Annotated in this window: 15 protein-coding genes and 1 pseudogene; 11 read left to right on the top strand and 5 right to left on the bottom strand. The window is 63.8% G+C overall.

Translation table 11 applies throughout. From position 1 onward, the window contains the following. Positions 1–684 precede the first annotated feature (684 nt). The gene (locus CVM73_RS32185; RefSeq protein ID WP_100235796.1) at positions 685–900 is read right to left on the bottom strand and encodes a hypothetical protein; all 216 of its coding nucleotides are present in this window, start codon (positions 898–900) and stop codon (positions 685–687) included. 408 nt (positions 901–1,308) lie between these two features. Continuing rightward, a complete protein-coding gene (locus CVM73_RS32180; protein ID WP_100235795.1) occupies positions 1,309–1,557 on the bottom strand; it encodes a hypothetical protein in 249 nt (82 codons plus the stop codon). A 223-nt stretch (positions 1,558–1,780) separates the two neighbouring features. Between CVM73_RS32180 and CVM73_RS32175 the strand changes: the two genes are divergently transcribed. The 8 genes and pseudogenes from CVM73_RS32175 to CVM73_RS41260 all read left to right on the top strand — a co-directional run. After that, positions 1,781–2,035 carry a DUF2933 domain-containing protein gene (locus CVM73_RS32175; RefSeq protein WP_100235825.1) on the top strand — a complete coding sequence of 85 codons (255 nt, stop codon included), beginning with the start codon at positions 1,781–1,783 and terminating at the stop codon, positions 2,033–2,035. Continuing rightward, positions 2,035–2,709, top strand: coding sequence for a methyltransferase family protein (locus CVM73_RS32170; RefSeq protein ID WP_167407173.1), 675 nt, complete (start codon positions 2,035–2,037; stop codon positions 2,707–2,709). Before CVM73_RS32175 ends, CVM73_RS32170 begins: the two co-directional genes overlap by 1 nt. A gap of 48 nt (positions 2,710–2,757) precedes the next feature. Then, on the top strand, positions 2,758–3,465 hold the full coding sequence (locus tag CVM73_RS32165) for an ABC transporter ATP-binding protein (RefSeq protein ID WP_100235793.1): 708 nt from the start codon (positions 2,758–2,760) through the stop codon (positions 3,463–3,465). 5 nt (positions 3,466–3,470) lie between these two features. Continuing rightward, a complete protein-coding gene (locus tag CVM73_RS32160; protein WP_100235824.1) occupies positions 3,471–5,834 on the top strand; it encodes an ABC transporter permease in 2,364 nt (787 codons plus the stop codon). A gap of 2 nt (positions 5,835–5,836) precedes the next feature. Then, positions 5,837–7,075, top strand: a complete 1,239-nt coding sequence (locus CVM73_RS32155) for an efflux RND transporter periplasmic adaptor subunit (protein ID WP_100235792.1) — start codon at positions 5,837–5,839, stop codon at positions 7,073–7,075. A 262-nt stretch (positions 7,076–7,337) separates the two neighbouring features. Further along, positions 7,338–7,628, top strand: a complete 291-nt coding sequence (locus CVM73_RS41860) for a toll/interleukin-1 receptor domain-containing protein (protein ID WP_100235791.1) — start codon at positions 7,338–7,340, stop codon at positions 7,626–7,628. A gap of 330 nt (positions 7,629–7,958) precedes the next feature. Further along, on the top strand, positions 7,959–8,132 hold the full coding sequence (locus tag CVM73_RS32140) for a YegP family protein (RefSeq protein ID WP_100235789.1): 174 nt from the start codon (positions 7,959–7,961) through the stop codon (positions 8,130–8,132). A 143-nt stretch (positions 8,133–8,275) separates the two neighbouring features. Then, positions 8,276–8,356 (top strand): annotated as a pseudogene (locus CVM73_RS41260) (polyketide cyclase); the annotation flags it as partial. Positions 8,357–8,573: 217 nt separating this feature from the next. On the opposite strand, the gene lepA reads toward CVM73_RS41260, so the two are convergent. Beyond that, positions 8,574–10,385: a translation elongation factor 4 gene (gene lepA, locus CVM73_RS32130; RefSeq protein ID WP_100235788.1), complete on the bottom strand. Its 1,812-nt coding sequence runs from the start codon at positions 10,383–10,385 to the stop codon at positions 8,574–8,576. A gap of 132 nt (positions 10,386–10,517) precedes the next feature. Between lepA and CVM73_RS32125 the strand changes: the two genes are divergently transcribed. From CVM73_RS32125 to CVM73_RS32115, 3 genes are all read left to right on the top strand, one after another. Next, complete coding sequence (locus CVM73_RS32125; RefSeq protein ID WP_100235787.1) at positions 10,518–11,888, top strand: caspase family protein; 1,371 nt, start codon at positions 10,518–10,520, stop codon at positions 11,886–11,888. Further along, positions 11,885–12,652 carry a M15 family metallopeptidase gene (locus tag CVM73_RS41255; protein ID WP_100235786.1) on the top strand — a complete coding sequence of 256 codons (768 nt, stop codon included), beginning with the start codon at positions 11,885–11,887 and terminating at the stop codon, positions 12,650–12,652. The genes CVM73_RS32125 and CVM73_RS41255 overlap by 4 nt, the downstream gene beginning before the upstream one ends. An 83-nt stretch (positions 12,653–12,735) precedes the next feature. Then, complete coding sequence (locus CVM73_RS32115) at positions 12,736–14,364, top strand: glycosyltransferase family 39 protein (RefSeq protein ID WP_100235785.1); 1,629 nt, start codon at positions 12,736–12,738, stop codon at positions 14,362–14,364. 141 nt (positions 14,365–14,505) lie between these two features. Here the strand turns inward: CVM73_RS32115 and CVM73_RS32110 are convergent, their stop codons facing one another. Both CVM73_RS32110 and CVM73_RS32105 read right to left on the bottom strand, forming a co-directional pair. Next, positions 14,506–14,823 (bottom strand): HPr family phosphocarrier protein, encoded by a 318-nt coding sequence (locus CVM73_RS32110; protein ID WP_100235784.1) that lies wholly within the window; start codon positions 14,821–14,823, stop codon positions 14,506–14,508. Further along, positions 14,820–15,221 (bottom strand): PTS sugar transporter subunit IIA, encoded by a 402-nt coding sequence (locus CVM73_RS32105; protein ID WP_028134014.1) that lies wholly within the window; start codon positions 15,219–15,221, stop codon positions 14,820–14,822. Before CVM73_RS32105 ends, CVM73_RS32110 begins: the two co-directional genes overlap by 4 nt. Positions 15,222–15,344 lie beyond the last annotated feature (123 nt).

The raw sequence follows: 15,344 nt of genomic DNA, 5'->3' as shown, positions 1-15,344 counted from the left end.
ACGCCGGCGGTCGATCGATGTCGGTGGAGGTCGGCCGCTCGCCAGCTCAGCCGAGAGTCGGTCCATGTCCGGGTCCGGTCGGATCTCGACCCGGGCGCGACACCCGTAAATTTCCCAAGTGCTGACCGCCGTCCGCAGTCGTTAAGTGGTGCAGGTCGTGGGGCCGCACCATGAAGACGCCGAAGCCAAAGCAATGGGCCGAGCAGGAGGTTCGACGGCTGGTCGCGCTGGCCCGGCGGGGCGCTGGCGCATCGAAGATAGCCGCCGAATTGGGCCGCCACGCCGGATCAGTCAGGCGAATGGCACGAACGAAGGGAATATTGTTGAAGAAGTAGCCGCTGGCTAGGGCGCTGCCTGATCGACGAGGCGCGCGGACGGGGCCCTACAGCCCGAAGCCACGGCCGATGTCTCGCATGAGACTGAGCGCAGCCTCACTATTGCGACCATAGAAGAGCGCTCGATCGAGCTGAGACAAGATGCCCATTCCGAATAGCGCTATAGCGATGCCTCTAAGCATGGTTGTGGACCGGGTTTGAACGATGCTGCGAAAGTTCAAAACGGCCCCAGCCGCAGGATGGGGTAACAGCCGGGGCCGGCATTCCCATTCCAATGTGCCGCAATCGGCGGCGGGCGGCACTCTTCAGGTTAGGCACACGGAAGCTAACAAACTATTTTGTTTCGCACTCACCCCGCGAGGGCCGCGGCCGGTTTCTTGATACCAGGCTCTCGATCAGGCGGTGAACGAACCGAGCAACGCTCGACATGATCGAGCGGCGCATCATTGGCCAAATGCTCCCAATACTCGGCTTCGGCGAGCAGTTTCCAGCTTCGATCAGGATGACGCGCGGCTGTCTGACGGCACAACACCGCCATCGCGCGCAGGCGACCCGCAGTATCCATTTACTCCTCCCATTATTCTTGTTGATTTCATTCTTGTTGATTTCACCCTATTTTCTTTTTTTGCGTCGGAGTCATTACGATTATGACGCAAAACTAATTTTCACTTTTCGAAGCGCGACTCGCCTTCGCCTACGGCTCAAATCGCGTTTCGAGCACAACCGGCGCAATCCAACTTGTAGGATGGGTAGAGCGACTTGTCCGCCGTAGCTCGAAGAGCGAAGGCGGAAGCGAAACCCATCGAACTTCATTCTTCCGAATTGGAAATGGCAAAAACGAGAACCTGCGTCCGCCCGCTTGGGCGTGGGTTTCGCAAGAGCTCAACCCATCCTGCGAGCTCGGCGCAGCCATAGCGGCCAGCGTAGCAGCCGGCCCGAGAGCAGCACCGTCACGGACCGCCGCTGGGCAAATTCACTTGGCCTTGTCGCCCTTGTGGTGCGGTGTCGAGCTGTTCGGTCCACCGGTGTAATGATGACCGCCAGACGCCGCGTTCGTCGAAGCGCCGGTCGTTTCCTTCTTGCCCATGTGATGGGGGACCTCGGTCTTCGGCCCACCGCTGTAGTGATGGCCGGCCCTTTCCTTGTCGGTCGTCTGAGCCATCGCGGGAACGGCGAGCAGGGAAACTGCGCCGATGGTGGCCAAGAGCTTCTTCATGATCATGTCCGTTCTCCCGGATCGTAAAAATAACACCGTAAGGCGCAGCGGGAGTTCCACTTTGACAAGGCTCAAGCGATGAGCACTTCGCAGGCATGAGGCCGATCCCGCAGGGGCGATGGGCTCCATGCCGATGCAAGGCAAGTGAGGGCTTGCGTGAGGGCTTTGATGTGAATCAACAATGATGGCAACCGCACCGCTAGCCTCTCAACGGCCGCAGGAGCGCGACATGACGGTGCAAGACCATTCCGGGTATCGACAGCGCCCGCAAGGGCGCATCTCCACAAAGGCCAGGGCTGGCTTGGTCCTGATCGGATTCCTGGTCGTCGCCGGCGCGCTGCTGTTCACCGAGCACCGGGCCCACGTGCTGGGTCTCCTGGTCTGGGTCCCGCTCCTTGCCTGTCCGCTGATGCACGTCTTCATGCATGGCGGACATGGTCACCATCACGGCGGCGGCCAGCCGAACGATCAAAGGAGCGCGTGATGCACGACGCCGCGCCCGCCTACGGTCTCTGGAGCCTCGTCATCGTCAACTCGGCGGTCTTCATCCTGTTTGCCTACACTTTCTTCAAGCCGCAGACCTCCCGCGACTGGCGCTCCTTCGGCGCCTTCAGCGCGTTCCTGGTGGCGCTGTTCGTGGAGATGTACGGCTTTCCACTCACAATCTATTTCCTTTCGGGCTGGCTGCAGTCGCGCTACCCGAACATCGACTGGTTCTCCCACGACGCCGGTCACCTGCTCGAGATGGTGTTCGGCTGGAAGACAAATCCGCACGCCGGACCGTTCCACGTCCTGAGCTTCATCCTTATCGGTGCAGGGTTCCTTCTGATCGCCGCCGCCTGGAGGGTGCTCTACGACGCGCAGCAGACCCGCAGTCTCGCGACCTCCGGCCCCTACAGCTACGTTCGGCATCCGCAATATGTCGGATTCGTCCTGGTCATGTTCGGCTTCCTGCTGCAATGGCCGACCATCCTCACGCTGGCGATGTTCCCGGTGCTGACGGTCATGTACGTGAAGCTCGCTCGTGACGAGGAACAGGACGCCAGGGCGGAGTTCGGTGACGCCTACGCGAAGTACGCAGCGGAAGTCCCGGCGTTCATTCCTCATCTCGGCCGATTGCTGGGCCGGAACACGCCCCGCGATTATCGGCACGGCTGACTTCGCGAAGCATGTGCCCTCGGGTGGTAGCGGCTCGAAAGGACGTCGATGAGCGAGCCTGTCTTCACCGCCAAGGCACTGACCAAGACCTACGTCTCAGGCGAGGTGATGGTGCACGCCCTCAGGAATGTCGATCTGGAGATCGCCGGGAAGGAAGTGGTCGTGCTGCTCGGCCCCTCCGGCAGCGGCAAGACGACGTTGCTCAACATCATGGGCGGTCTCGACCGGCCGAGCAGTGGCAAGCTGTATTTCCGCGATCTCGACCTGACGGACCTTCAGGACCGGGAACTGACGATGTATCGCCGCGACCATGTCGGCTTCGTCTTCCAGTTCTACAATCTGGTGCCGAGCCTCACCGCCTATGAAAACGTCGCGCTGGTCACCGAGGTCGCCAGAAACCCGATGCGGCCTGCCGATGCGCTCGCGCTGGTCGGGCTGGAAGAGCGGATGCATCATTTCCCCGCCCAGCTCTCCGGCGGCGAGCAACAGCGCGTCGCTATCGCCCGCGCGATCGCAAAGCGCCCAGCGGTGCTGCTCTGCGACGAGCCGACCGGGGCGCTGGACTCGAAGACCGGCATTCGTGTCATCGAGGCGCTGCTCGGCGTCAACCGGCAGCTCGGAACCACCACGCTCATCATCACCCACAATGCCAGCATCCAGGAGGTCGCCGACAGGGTGCTGTTCTTCGCCGACGGGCGGATTTCCCGGATCCGGATCAACGAGACCCGGCGGGAAGCCGCCGCGCTCACCTGGTGACGGCTATGAGGGCGCTCGACATCAAGCTGTTTCGGGACGTCAGGCGGCTCTGGGCGCAGGTCCTCGCCGTCGCGCTGGTCGTCGGAGGCGGGGTTGCGACGCTGGTGCTCGCGGTCGGCTCGCATCGATCGCTGGAGGAGACCCGGATTGCATATTACGAGCGCTACGGCTTTGCCGACGTGTTCGCGCAGGCCAAGCGCGCCCCCAAGGCGCTCGCCGGCAGGATCGGCGAGATCCCCGGCGTCGCCGCTGTCGACACCCGCATCGCCAAGCCGGCGCTGCTGGACATTCCCGGCTTCTCCGCGCCTGCCAGCGCGCACTTCGTTTCGCTGCCCGACAACGGCGAGCCGCATCTCAATCGACTCTATATGCGGTCCGGGCGCCATCCGGAGCCCGGGCGTTCCGAAGAGGTCGTCGTCAATGAGCCGTTCGCCCGGGCTCACGGCTTCTCGGAAGGGGCGCGGTTCTCGGCCATCCTGAACGGCAGGAAGCGCGAGCTCGTCATCGTCGGCACGGCGCTGTCCCCCGAGTTCGTCTTCACCGTCGGCCCGGGCGACCTGATGCCGGATGATCGCCGCTACGCCATCGTCTGGATGTCGGAGAAGACGCTCGCCGGCGTCTATGATCTCGACGGCGCCTTCTCGGCGGTGTCGATCAAGCTGCAGCGCGGCGCGTCGGAGCGCGAGGTGATCGCGCGGCTCGACGCCTTGCTCGATCCGTATGGCGGCCAGGCGGCTCACGGGCGGAAGGATCAGACCTCGCACGCCTGGCTCGATCATGAGCTCGACATGCTCAACAACATGAGCCGCACGCTGCCGCCGATCTTTCTGCTGGTGGCCGCGTTCCTGGTCAATCTCACTTTGACCCGGATGGTCGCGCTCGAGCGCGAACAGATCGGGCTGTTCAAGGCGCTGGGCTATTCCAATGGCAGCGTCATGCTGCACTATCTGAAGTTCGTGGCCCTGATCGTCGTGATCGGAATCGTCCTGGGCGGCATTGCCGGCACCTGGCTCGGATTGCGTGTCACGGCGCTGTTCGGCGACTTCTTCCACTTCCCGTTCCTGGTGTTCGCGAAGGCCCCGGATCTGTACGTCACCGCAGGCGCGCTCAGCGCGGCGGCCGCCGCCATCGGCGCGCTGCGGGCGCTGCGGGGGGTGGTGAGGCTGCCGCCGGCGGTCGCCATGCAGCCGCCAGCCCCGCCGGTCTATCGGCGGCTGCTGCCGGCAAGCATCCAGCTCGATCAGATCGTGTCGCAGCCGACGCTCATGATGATCCGCAACATCGCGCGGCACCCCGTCCGCGCCGCGTTCACGGCGCTCGGCATGGCGCTCGCCACGGCGATCCTGGTCGTCTCGCTGTTCACGCGAGACTCGATGGAGCACCTGATCGATGTCACCTACTTCCTGGCCGACCGGCAGGACGCGACGATTGGCTTCGCCGAGAAGCGGATCGCGAACGTGGTGGAGCAGGTGCGCAGGCTTCCGGGCGTTCTCGCCGCCGAGCCGTCCCGCGAGGTGCCCGTCCGCATTCGCCATGGCAACACCGAACGGCGGATCGCCATCAGCGGCCGGCCCACTGACGCCGATCTCAGGCGCATCATCGACGCTGAGCGCCGGCCGGTCGCGCTGCCGCAAACGGGCCTCGCGATCTCCAGCATGCTCGCCCACATCCTCCACGTCCGGCCCGGCGACACCGTCGAGCTCGATCTGCTGGAGGGCGCCCGTCGCACTGTGACGATCCCGGTCGTGGCCACGGTCGAGGACTATTTCGGCATCAGGGGAATGATGGATATCGAGGCGCTGCGCAAGCTGATGCGCGAGGCGCCGGTGGTGAACAGCGTGAACCTCAGCCTCGATGGCAACCGGACGGAGGAGTTCTACGCGGCGGTGAAGTCGATGCCGACCGTCGGCGGCGTGGCGCTGCAGCGCGTCTCGCTGGCGAACTTCCGCAAGACGGTCGCATTGCTCGTCACCACGATGGCGAGCATCTACACCGGCCTCGCCGCCGTGATCGCGTTCGGCGTGGTCTACAACAACGCCCGGATCTCGCTGTCCGAACGGGCGCGCGAGCTGGCCAGCCTGCGCGTGCTCGGCTTCACGCGTGGCGAGGTGCTGCGCATCCTCCTCCTGGAACTCGCCATCCTCACCGCGATCGCCCAGCCGCCCGGCTGGCTGATGGGCTACGGGCTGGCATGGGTGATGAAGACGAATCTGGCCGGCGAATTGATGCGGGTTCGCCTCGTCGTCGAGCATTCGACCTATGTCATCGCGACCTCTGTCGTGGTGCTGGCGGCCATCGCCTCCGCAGCGGTCATCCGTGAACGCATCGACAAGCTGGACCTGGTCGCGGTCCTCAAGACGCGAGATTAGCCATGCCGGCCAATTGGACCAAACGTATCATCGGCGCCGCGCTTCTGGCCGCGATTGCAGGAGGGCTGGCCTGGTTCGCCTGGCCGCGCCCCGTTCTGGTCGATCTCGCGACTGTGGCGAAGGGACCGATCGAAATCACGGCGGATGACGACGGCAAGACCCGCGTCCGCCACGTCTACACCGTCTCGGCGCCGATCGCAGGAAAGGTCCTCAGGATTTCGCATCCGCTCGGCGAGCAGGGGCCCTCGCTTCATGTCGGCGACGAGGTTGTTGCGAACCAAACCGTCGTCGCGCTGATGCAGCCGACGCTGCCGGGCTTTATCGACGTGCGCTCGCGCGACCAGCTGCAGGCCGAGGTCCTGGCCGCAGATGCCGCTATCCAGCAGCAGGAGGCGGAAGTGCAGCGGATCGAAGCCGCGCTGGATTTTTCGCGGACGGAGTTCCAGCGGTCGCAGACGCTGCTGCGGACCCAATCCACCTCGGCCCAGGCCTACGACAAGGCGAAATTCGACGTGGCCACCAACGAGGCCGCCTTGAAGAGTGCCAAGGCCCAGGTCGAGATGCGCCGCGCGGTGCGGACCAGCCTGGCGGCGCGGCTGATGGACCCGGCGAGCGCGGTCCCGTCGGCGGAGCCGATGTGCTGCATCCGCGTGCCGGCACCTGCAAGCGGGCGGGTGCTGAAGATCATCCAGGACAGCGAGACGACGGTCCTGCCCGGGACGCCGCTGGTCGATATCGGCAACCCGCTCGATCTCGAGGTCGTCGCCGACCTGCTCTCGACCGACGCCGTCCAGATCAAGGTCGGCGCGCCGGCGCGGATCGACGGCTGGGGCGGGCAGCCGATCAAGGGCAAGGTGGTCCGCGTGGACCCGGCCGGCTTCCTGAAAGTCTCCGCGCTCGGCATTGAGGAGCAGCGCGTCCGCGTCACCATCGATTTCGCCGACCCGCCGGAGGTGTGGGCCCCGCTCGGACACGACTACCGCGTCATCGTCCACGTCACCACCTGGAGCGCCCCTGACGCCCTGACCGTGCCGGTGAGCGCCTTGTTCCGGAAAGCCGATCAGTGGGCCGTTTTTGTCGACGACAACGGCCGCGCCAGGACGACCCTCGTCCAGATCGGCCACCGCAACAACCGCACGGCCGAAGTTCTCTCCGGACTCGCCGCCGGCGACCGCGTCGTGCTGCATCCGAGCGACCGGATCGCGGATGGGGTCAGGATCGCGGAGAGGGGCGTGGATTAGGCGTCGCTCGGAGCTCGTAGCTCGTAGGATGGGTAGAGCGAAGCGAAACCCATCAGACTTCATTCTTACGAATTAGAACTGGCAAGAACGCGAACCTGCGTCCCGCCCGCTTGGGCGATGGGTTCCGCCAGAGCTCAACCCATCCTACGAGCTACGAACTGGGTGGCGCGGTCTGCTGAGAAGGTATACAATTAGAAATTGCCGTGCGTAATTCTTTAGATGCTTCCTTGCGGAATTCGATTGTTGTGGGGGGGCCAATTTGATGTTCACCGTACTGAATTTAGACAAAATCTTTGAACCCGACTGGACGCCTGCACTACGTGATCGAGTGTTCAAGTTTGACGGCTTTATCAGTCACAACCGCAATGATGGATCATCTCGCATAGCAGCGCAATTGCGCTCGCTCGGCGTCTCCATTTGGCATGATGAGGACGCGGATCTAAGGGAGCGAAAGGTTCAAGCCCACGTCGTGCAGGCTCTAAGAGCCTCCCGCTATCTTGTTGTTTTTGTGTCCGCACAGTTTCGTGATTCAGCTTGGGTTCAATGCGAGTAACCGATTCGATTGGCCGCAAGCAAAAATTGCATCGCTCCAACATGTTTATTTTATCGGAGCATAATGCAGTGATGCTCGTAGCGCGCGTCTATTGCACTAATTCAAATACCCAAGACACTTCGGATTCGGGAAAGAGCCCGAACCATTGGGCCGGGGACGACGGGGACCTTTGCGTAAATCTCCCCTTTGTACTGCGCCCAACTGATCGCCTTTAGCCTCTCGTTGGCTTCGGTTGGGTTTGCAGCAACGATCTCGATACCCCATTCCGAATTGTCGAATTTGTATTCGAATAGGTACCGACGAACATCACTTCCATTGGAGATTATTGACATGTTCTTCTACCTCTACCGTGACCGGGCTTTACAATGGCGTTGGACCCTCTACGCCGCGAACCATAAGAAAATTGCTGACTCAGGCGAGAGCTACCACAACAAGGCGGACGCCCAGCACGGCATCTATCTTGTGATGGGTACGAATACCTCGACGCCGATCCGCGAAGGCTGAATCCATCGCGGTTAACGATTGGTTAAGGCCCGGCCTTCGCGCCGGGCTTTTGCTTTCGAGCCTCAAATTTTCAAAATGAGGTACGACCGACACAGCAGGTGAGGAATTCGACACGACGGCAAGGCGGAGACAACGGCCGCGACGCCGTTCTTCAGCAGCAAGGCGGCTGGCAGGCGATCCTCGACGATTTCGCGCGATACGTCGAGGCGAAGCGGAAGTCGTGATCGATCAGCATGCCGATCGATGCCTGCGTCACACACCCCGCAATGATGCCACCATACCCCTGTTTTGCCCGACGGAGCAAACGGATTTCGTAAAATCAAAAAAACACAGTGCCGCCAGAAGGGCGGCTACTGTGCATGGGGTTGTTTTCGCACTTTTTGTTTGGTGGACGGAGATCGCCTGTTTGGGAGATCGGGGCGGCTCGTCCCGCGTCCCGCCTCAGCTATCCACCTTCAGCGCGGCGATGAAGGCTTCCTGCGGGATGTCGACCTTGCCGAACTGCCGCATCTTCTTCTTGCCTTCCTTCTGCTTCTCCAGAAGTTTTCGTTTACGCGTGATGTCGCCGCCGTAGCATTTTGCGGTGACGTCCTTGCGCAGCGCGCGCACCGTCTCGCGGGCGATCACCTTGCCGCCGATCGCCGCCTGGATCGGGATCTGGAACATGTGCGGCGGGATCAGTTCCTTCATCTTCTCGACCATGGCGCGGCCGCGCCCCTCGGCACGGGTGCGATGCACCAGCATCGAGAGCGCATCGACCGGCTCGGCATTGACCAGGATCTGCATCTTGACGAGGTCGGCCGGCTTGTAGTCGGTCAGGTGATAGTCGAACGAGGCGTAGCCCTTGGAGACCGACTTCAGGCGGTCGTAGAAGTCGAACACCACTTCGTTCAGCGGCAAATCGTATTTCACCATGGCGCGCGAGCCGACGTAAGTCAGCTCCTTCTGCGAGCCGCGGCGGTCCTGGCACAGCTTCAAGACGCTGCCGAGATATTCGTCGGGCGTCATGATCGTCGCCTCGATCCAGGGCTCGTCGATCTCGGCGATCTTGACCACGTCAGGCATGTCGACGGGATTGTGGATCTCGATCTCCTGGCCGTCGGTGAGCTTCATCTTGTAGATGACGCTCGGCGCGGTCGCGATCAGGTTGAGGTCGAACTCGCGCGACAGCCGCTCCTGGATGATCTCGAGATGCAGCAGCCCGAGGAAGCCGCAGCGGAAGCCGAAACCGAGCGCGGCCGAGGTTTCCATCTCGAAGGAGAAGCTGGCGTCGTTGAGGCGCAGCTTGCCCATCGCGGCGCGCAGCGTCTCGAAATCGTCGGCATCGACCGGGAACAGGCCGCAGAACACCACGGGGATCGCCGGCTTGAAGCCCGGCAGCATCTCGGCGACGGGCTTCCTGTCGTCGGTGATGGTGTCGCCGACGCGGGTGTCGGCGACTTCCTTGATCGCGGCGGTGATGAAGCCGATCTCGCCGGGGCCGAGCTCCTCGACCTGCTGCATCTTCGGCGTGAAGAAGCCGACACGCTCGACGTCGTAGGCCGCGCCGGTGCCCATCATGCGTACGCGCTGGCCCTTCTTCATCGTGCCGTCGACGATGCGCACCAGCACGACGACGCCGAGATAGACGTCGTACCAGCTGTCGACCAGCAGCGCCTTCAGCGTGGCGTCGCGGTCGCCCTTCGGCGGCGGCAGGCGGGTGACGATGGCTTCCAGCACGTCGGGAACGCCGAGGCCGGTCTTGGCCGAGATCATCACCGCGTCCGACGCATCGATGCCGATGACGTCCTCGATCTGCTGCTTGACCTTCTCCGGCTCGGCCGCGGGCAGGTCGACCTTGTTCAGGACCGGAACGATCTCGTGGTTGTTGTCGAGCGCCTGGTAGACGTTGGCGAGCGTCTGCGCTTCGACGCCCTGGCTGGCGTCGACCACCAGCAGGGAACCCTCGCACGCCGCCAGCGACCGCGAGACCTCGTAGGCGAAGTCGACATGGCCGGGCGTGTCCATCAGGTTGAAGATGTAATCCTTGCCGTCCTTGGCGCGGTACTGCAGGCGCACCGTCTGCGCCTTGATGGTGATGCCGCGCTCGCGCTCGATGTCCATGGAATCGAGCACCTGCTCCTTGCCCGCCATCTCGCGGTCGGAGAGGCCGCCGGTCATCTGGATCAGGCGGTCGGCCAGCGTCGATTTGCCATGGTCGATATGGGCGACGATGGAGAAGTTGCGGATGTTGGAAATGGGGACGGTCGTCATGGGCGCGGGATACCACTCACATCCCCGTGCGGCAACCATTCCCTTACCCTCCCGCGCTTGCAGGGAGCTGCCGGCGTCGATTTTAGTGGCGGCCTCTGCTATTTTCCCGACTTTCGGCCATGGAAACAGGCAATGCGCTGGAAGCTTCTTTCCGCCCTGCTGTTCGCAGCATGTTTCATCTCGCCGGCCGCGGCCGAAAAGCGCGTGGCGCTCGTCATCGGCAACTCCGCCTATCAGAGCGTGCCGCGGCTGGAGAATCCTGCGAATGATGCGCGGCTGGTAGCCGATACGCTGCAGCGGCTCGGCTTCACACTGGTCGGCGGCGGTGCCCAGGTCGAGCTGGACAAGGCGGCCTTCGACACCGCGGTCCAGCGCTTCGGCAGCCAGTTGATCGGCGCCGACGTCGCCTTGTTCTACTACGCCGGGCACGGCATCCAGCTGCGCGGGACGAACTACCTGGTGCCGGTCACGGCAAATCCGGCGCGTGAGACCGACGTGGATTTCCAGATGGTCGATGCCGCGCTGGTGCTGCGGCAGATGGACGGCGCAGGAACCAAGCTGAACATCGTGATTCTCGACGCGTGCAGGAACAATCCGTTCGGTGGACGGGGCCTGCGTGCCTCCGACGGCGGCCTCGCCCAAATCCGCGCCCCCGAGGGAACGTTGCTCTCCTATGCCACCCAACCCGGCAACGTCGCGCTCGACGGGGCCGACGGGCATAGCCCCTATACGCGGGCGCTGGTGGAAACCATGCAGCGGCCCGGGCTCGACGTGCTCCAGACCTTCAATCAGGTGGGCCTCGTCGTCAAACGTGCGACCGGCAGCGCCCAACAGCCCTGGGTTTCCTCTTCGCCGATCGACGGCTCGTTCTACTTTTCAGGCGCCCCGGCGCAGATCGCGGCAGCCCAGGCCGCGACAAACCCGGTGGCGACCGCCGGCGTGCCGCCCGCATCGAACCTTCCATCGTCTGCACCTGCGGCTGCCAGAACTCAATCGGATCTCCTGTTTCCCGATTCGGACAGCCGGCTGCTTGCCGATGACGATTTGCGGCCGCTGAGCAAGGACGAGTTGCGCATCGCGCGAAACGAGATCTTCGCGCGGCGTGGGCGCTACTTCAACGCGCCCGATCTGACGGCGCGGTTCAGCAGGTACGCCTGGTATGTCCCGCGCACCTGGGACCCGCAGCTGAGCGCCGTCGAGAAGGCGAATGTTGCGCTGATCGAGCGCTATGAATCCGGCGGCCCGGCGCAAGGCGGCTTCATCTTTCCGGATTCGGATCGGCGCCTGCTCACGCTCGCCGATCTGCGCGGGCTTTCGAACGACGAGCTCCGGATCGCACGCAACGAGATCTTTGCGCGGCGAGGGCGATATTTCGAATCGGCAGATCTCAAGGCGCGCTTCGAGCGCTTCTCCTGGTACTCGCCCAACACCTGGAATCCCAAGCTCAATCCGATCGAGGAGGCGAATGTCGCGTTGCTCGATCAGGCCGGCAAGCGCCGATGATCGCACTGCGGGCCGCGCAAATCTTCGCCATCTTCGTGCTCGCATCCGCCCCGGCGAAGGGGCAGTCCAGGACCGAGCTGCTCGATCGGCTGGTGCGTGCCTATCCCGAGGCTCTGTCCGGCCACGACGGCAAGCAGATCTTCTGGCGCGACGGCACCGCTATGCCTGTGGACGACGGCATTGAGGGCAAATCCTTCGATCAGCGCCTGCGCGATGCCTCGATCCTCGACCAGCTCCGTTTGTCCTATCCGGGTGGCGTTTCCGCAGCCCCCGCAGTGAACGCCGATCCCGGACGGTTCAGGAACGAAGCGTTCTTCAGGAAGATGTATGGCGACTGCCATGCCGGCGCGGTCCAGCGCAATCTCGTCACCATCGTCTGGCTGCCGCGATCATGGGGCAAGGCGATCCGGGTGACGCGGATCAACGGCGTCGCCGATCGGCTCAGGGAGGTGTCGGCGGAAATCGACAAGCTCGAGCCGGCGCTGAAGGCTGCCGCCTTTCCGATTGCCGGCGTGCTGTCGTGTCGGCCCGTCGCCGACACCGGCAAGATGAGCATGCACGGCTATGCCGCCGCGATCGACCTGAACCTGCGATATTCCGATTACTGGCTGTGGTCCGGCCGGGGAAAGTCGATTCCCTACAAGAACAGGATGCCGCAAGAGATCGTCGACATCTTCGAGCGTCACGGCTTCATCTGGGGCGGCAAATGGTATCATTACGACACCATGCACTTTGAATATCGCCCGGAACTGCTGGCCCGGTGAACGGGACGGTTTCCGGGCCGAGATGGCGTCATTCACGCCAAGCTGATTTCACTCGCGCGCAAAACGCGCTACCCAAGCGCCCCATGTCGACCACATCCCTCCCCACCGCCAGGGCGCGTCAGAAAACCCGGGTGAGTTACCATCGCCTCCGGGCCTGGCTGGTTGCCTGTGCGGTCCGCCCCGAGGCGGGCCTGTGGCTGGTGATCCAGCTCGCCATCCTGCATGCGGTGCTCTGGACCTTCATCCTGATCAATCTCAAGGCGGCGCAGGACGTTCACATGGACGTCGCGGAAGCCTATGGCTGGGGCCAGAAATTCCTCTTGGGCTACGGCAAGCCCCCGCCGCTGTCGGGCTGGGTGGCCGGCCTCTGGTTCAAGGTGTTCCCGGCGGCGGACTGGGCGACCTATGCGCTGGCGATGGCGACGGTGAGCGTCGGCATGGTGATCTGCTGGTTCGTGAGCTTGCGCGTGGTGGATGCGCGCCGCGCGTTCCTGGTCGTGGTGATGATCGCACTCTACCCGATCTTCAATTTCAAGGGCTTCAAGTACAATCCGGACCTGCTCCAGCTCGTCACGTTGCCGCTGCTCGTGCTCGCTTATCTCAACGCATTCGAGAAGCGGAGCTGGCGGTCCGGAATCTTGCTCGGGCTTGCCGGCGCGCTGGCGCTGATGACCAAATATTGGGTGCTGACCATGATCGGCGCCATCGGCCTTGCCGCGCTGATCCATCCCGACCGGTTGCGCTTCCTGTCGTCGCCGGCGCCGTGGGTCGCGATCGCGACGATGGTCGCGGCGATGATCCCGCACATCGTCTGGCTGGCGGATGCGCATTTCGTGCCGCTGACCTATGCCGGCGACACCTACAGCCTCCAGGACAAAAGCCAGGTGCACCAGCTCGTCGCCGGCTACGCGCTGCATAATCTGGGCTTGCTGGCATTGCCGGTGGCGCTTGCGGCGCTGGCCATGGCGCTGGTGCCGCCGTGGGTCAAATTGCTGCTGCGCGCGCCCTCGCGCATCGTCACGCGCGCCTGGGCGCGCGGCGCCAATGCGGGCGTCAATGTTTCGCAGGCGCTGAACGTCTGGATCATCCAGGTCATCGTCGCATTCGGGCCGCCGCTCGGCGCGCTGGTCTTCAGCATCTACATGAAGACCGATTGGGGCATCTCGCTGTTCTTCCTGGTCCCGCTCGCGCTGGTCGCGATCCCGGCGTTGCGGGTGCAGGGCGCTGCGCTGTTCAACATCGCCGCGATCTGGCTCGTGCTCAGCGCCGCGACGCTTGCCGCCTCGCCCCTAATCGCCGCGCGCGAGATGGCGGCCAATGCCGGCAACACTGCGACCTACGGCGCGCGCTCGGAACTGGCGCGCAAACTGACGCAGGAGTGGCACATGCGCTTCGCCTCGCGCTGGGCCGTCGTCGCGGGAACGATGGAGACGATTCAGCCGATGGTGTTCTACAGCCCCGATCACCCCAGCCCGTTCACGCCGAACGAAGCCTGGGCCTCCGGGCTGACCTCGCTCGACGACGTCAAGAGATATGGCTTCATCGGCGTGTTCGATGCGACCGACGAACGCCTGCCCAAGTTCGAGAAATGGGTGTCGGAGGTGGCGCCGAACGCCGAGCGCATGGTGATGTCGACGCGCCGCTTCACCCACGGCAAGGCTGGCCCGGCGATGAGCTGGAACGTCTATATCGTGCCGCCGGGGAAACAGTAAGGCATTATGCCCGACGTTCCCCGGACCCAGCGCAGCGCGCAGCGGTGCGCTGCAGATCCGGGGTCCAGTTGCTGATGCATGGGTCCCGGCTCGGCGGCGCGGCACTGCGCGCCGCACCGCGTCCGGGACACGAGAGGAAGCCTAAACCCCTTCCTCGTTGAACTTGCTCTCGACGAGCTCGGTGATCGCCGCAAGCGCGGCTTCGGCGTCAGTCCCCGCCGCCGCCACGGTGATCGTCGTGCCGGGACCCGCGGCGAGCATCATCAGGCCCATGATCGAGGCGCCGCCGACGGTCTCGCCGCCGCGCGTCACCCACACCTGCGCGTCGAAGCGCTCGACCGCCTGGACGAATTTCGCCGAGGCGCGCGCATGCAGGCCGCGCTTGTTGATGATCAGAAGCTCCTTGGAGATCGCGCCCGCGGGCACGCCGGTCCCCGCTTGTGGCGCCTCGTCGCTCATTTGCCGGCGAGCACGCGGCTGGCGATGGTGACGTATTTGCGGCCCGCTTCCTGGGCCATCGCGATCGCGTCGGGCAACGTCCGCTCCTCGCGCACCTTGGCGAGCTTCACCAGCATGGGCAGGTTGATGCCCGCGAGCACTTCGACCTTGGGCCGGCTCATGCAGGATATTGCAAGGTTCGAGGGCGTGCCGCCGAACATGTCGGTGAGGATCGCAACGCCGTCGCCGGAATCGACGCGGTTAACCGCCTCGATGATGTCGCTTCGACAGAGATCGGAATCATCTTCGGCGCCGATCGTGATCGCTTCGATTTGCTTTTGTGGGCCCATGACATGTTCAAGCGCCGCCTTGAATTCGTCGGCAAGGCGCCCGTGGGTCACAAGTACTAGACCAATCATCGGAAAACTCCTCGCGGGCGCTTTTGGTGCACCGCACGAACGCGCCACTTTGACCATCCAGAGCCCCCGCGCAAGAGGGGATGTTGCGTATCTCCCTGAATATAGACGGATGGATAAGGGGAG

Source organism: Bradyrhizobium forestalis (genome assembly GCF_002795245.1).
GTDB classification, from domain to species: Bacteria; Pseudomonadota; Alphaproteobacteria; order Rhizobiales; family Xanthobacteraceae; genus Bradyrhizobium; species Bradyrhizobium forestalis.
The sequence above is the reverse complement of the archived record's forward strand: the minus strand, read 5'-3'. Positions and strand labels throughout refer to the sequence as shown.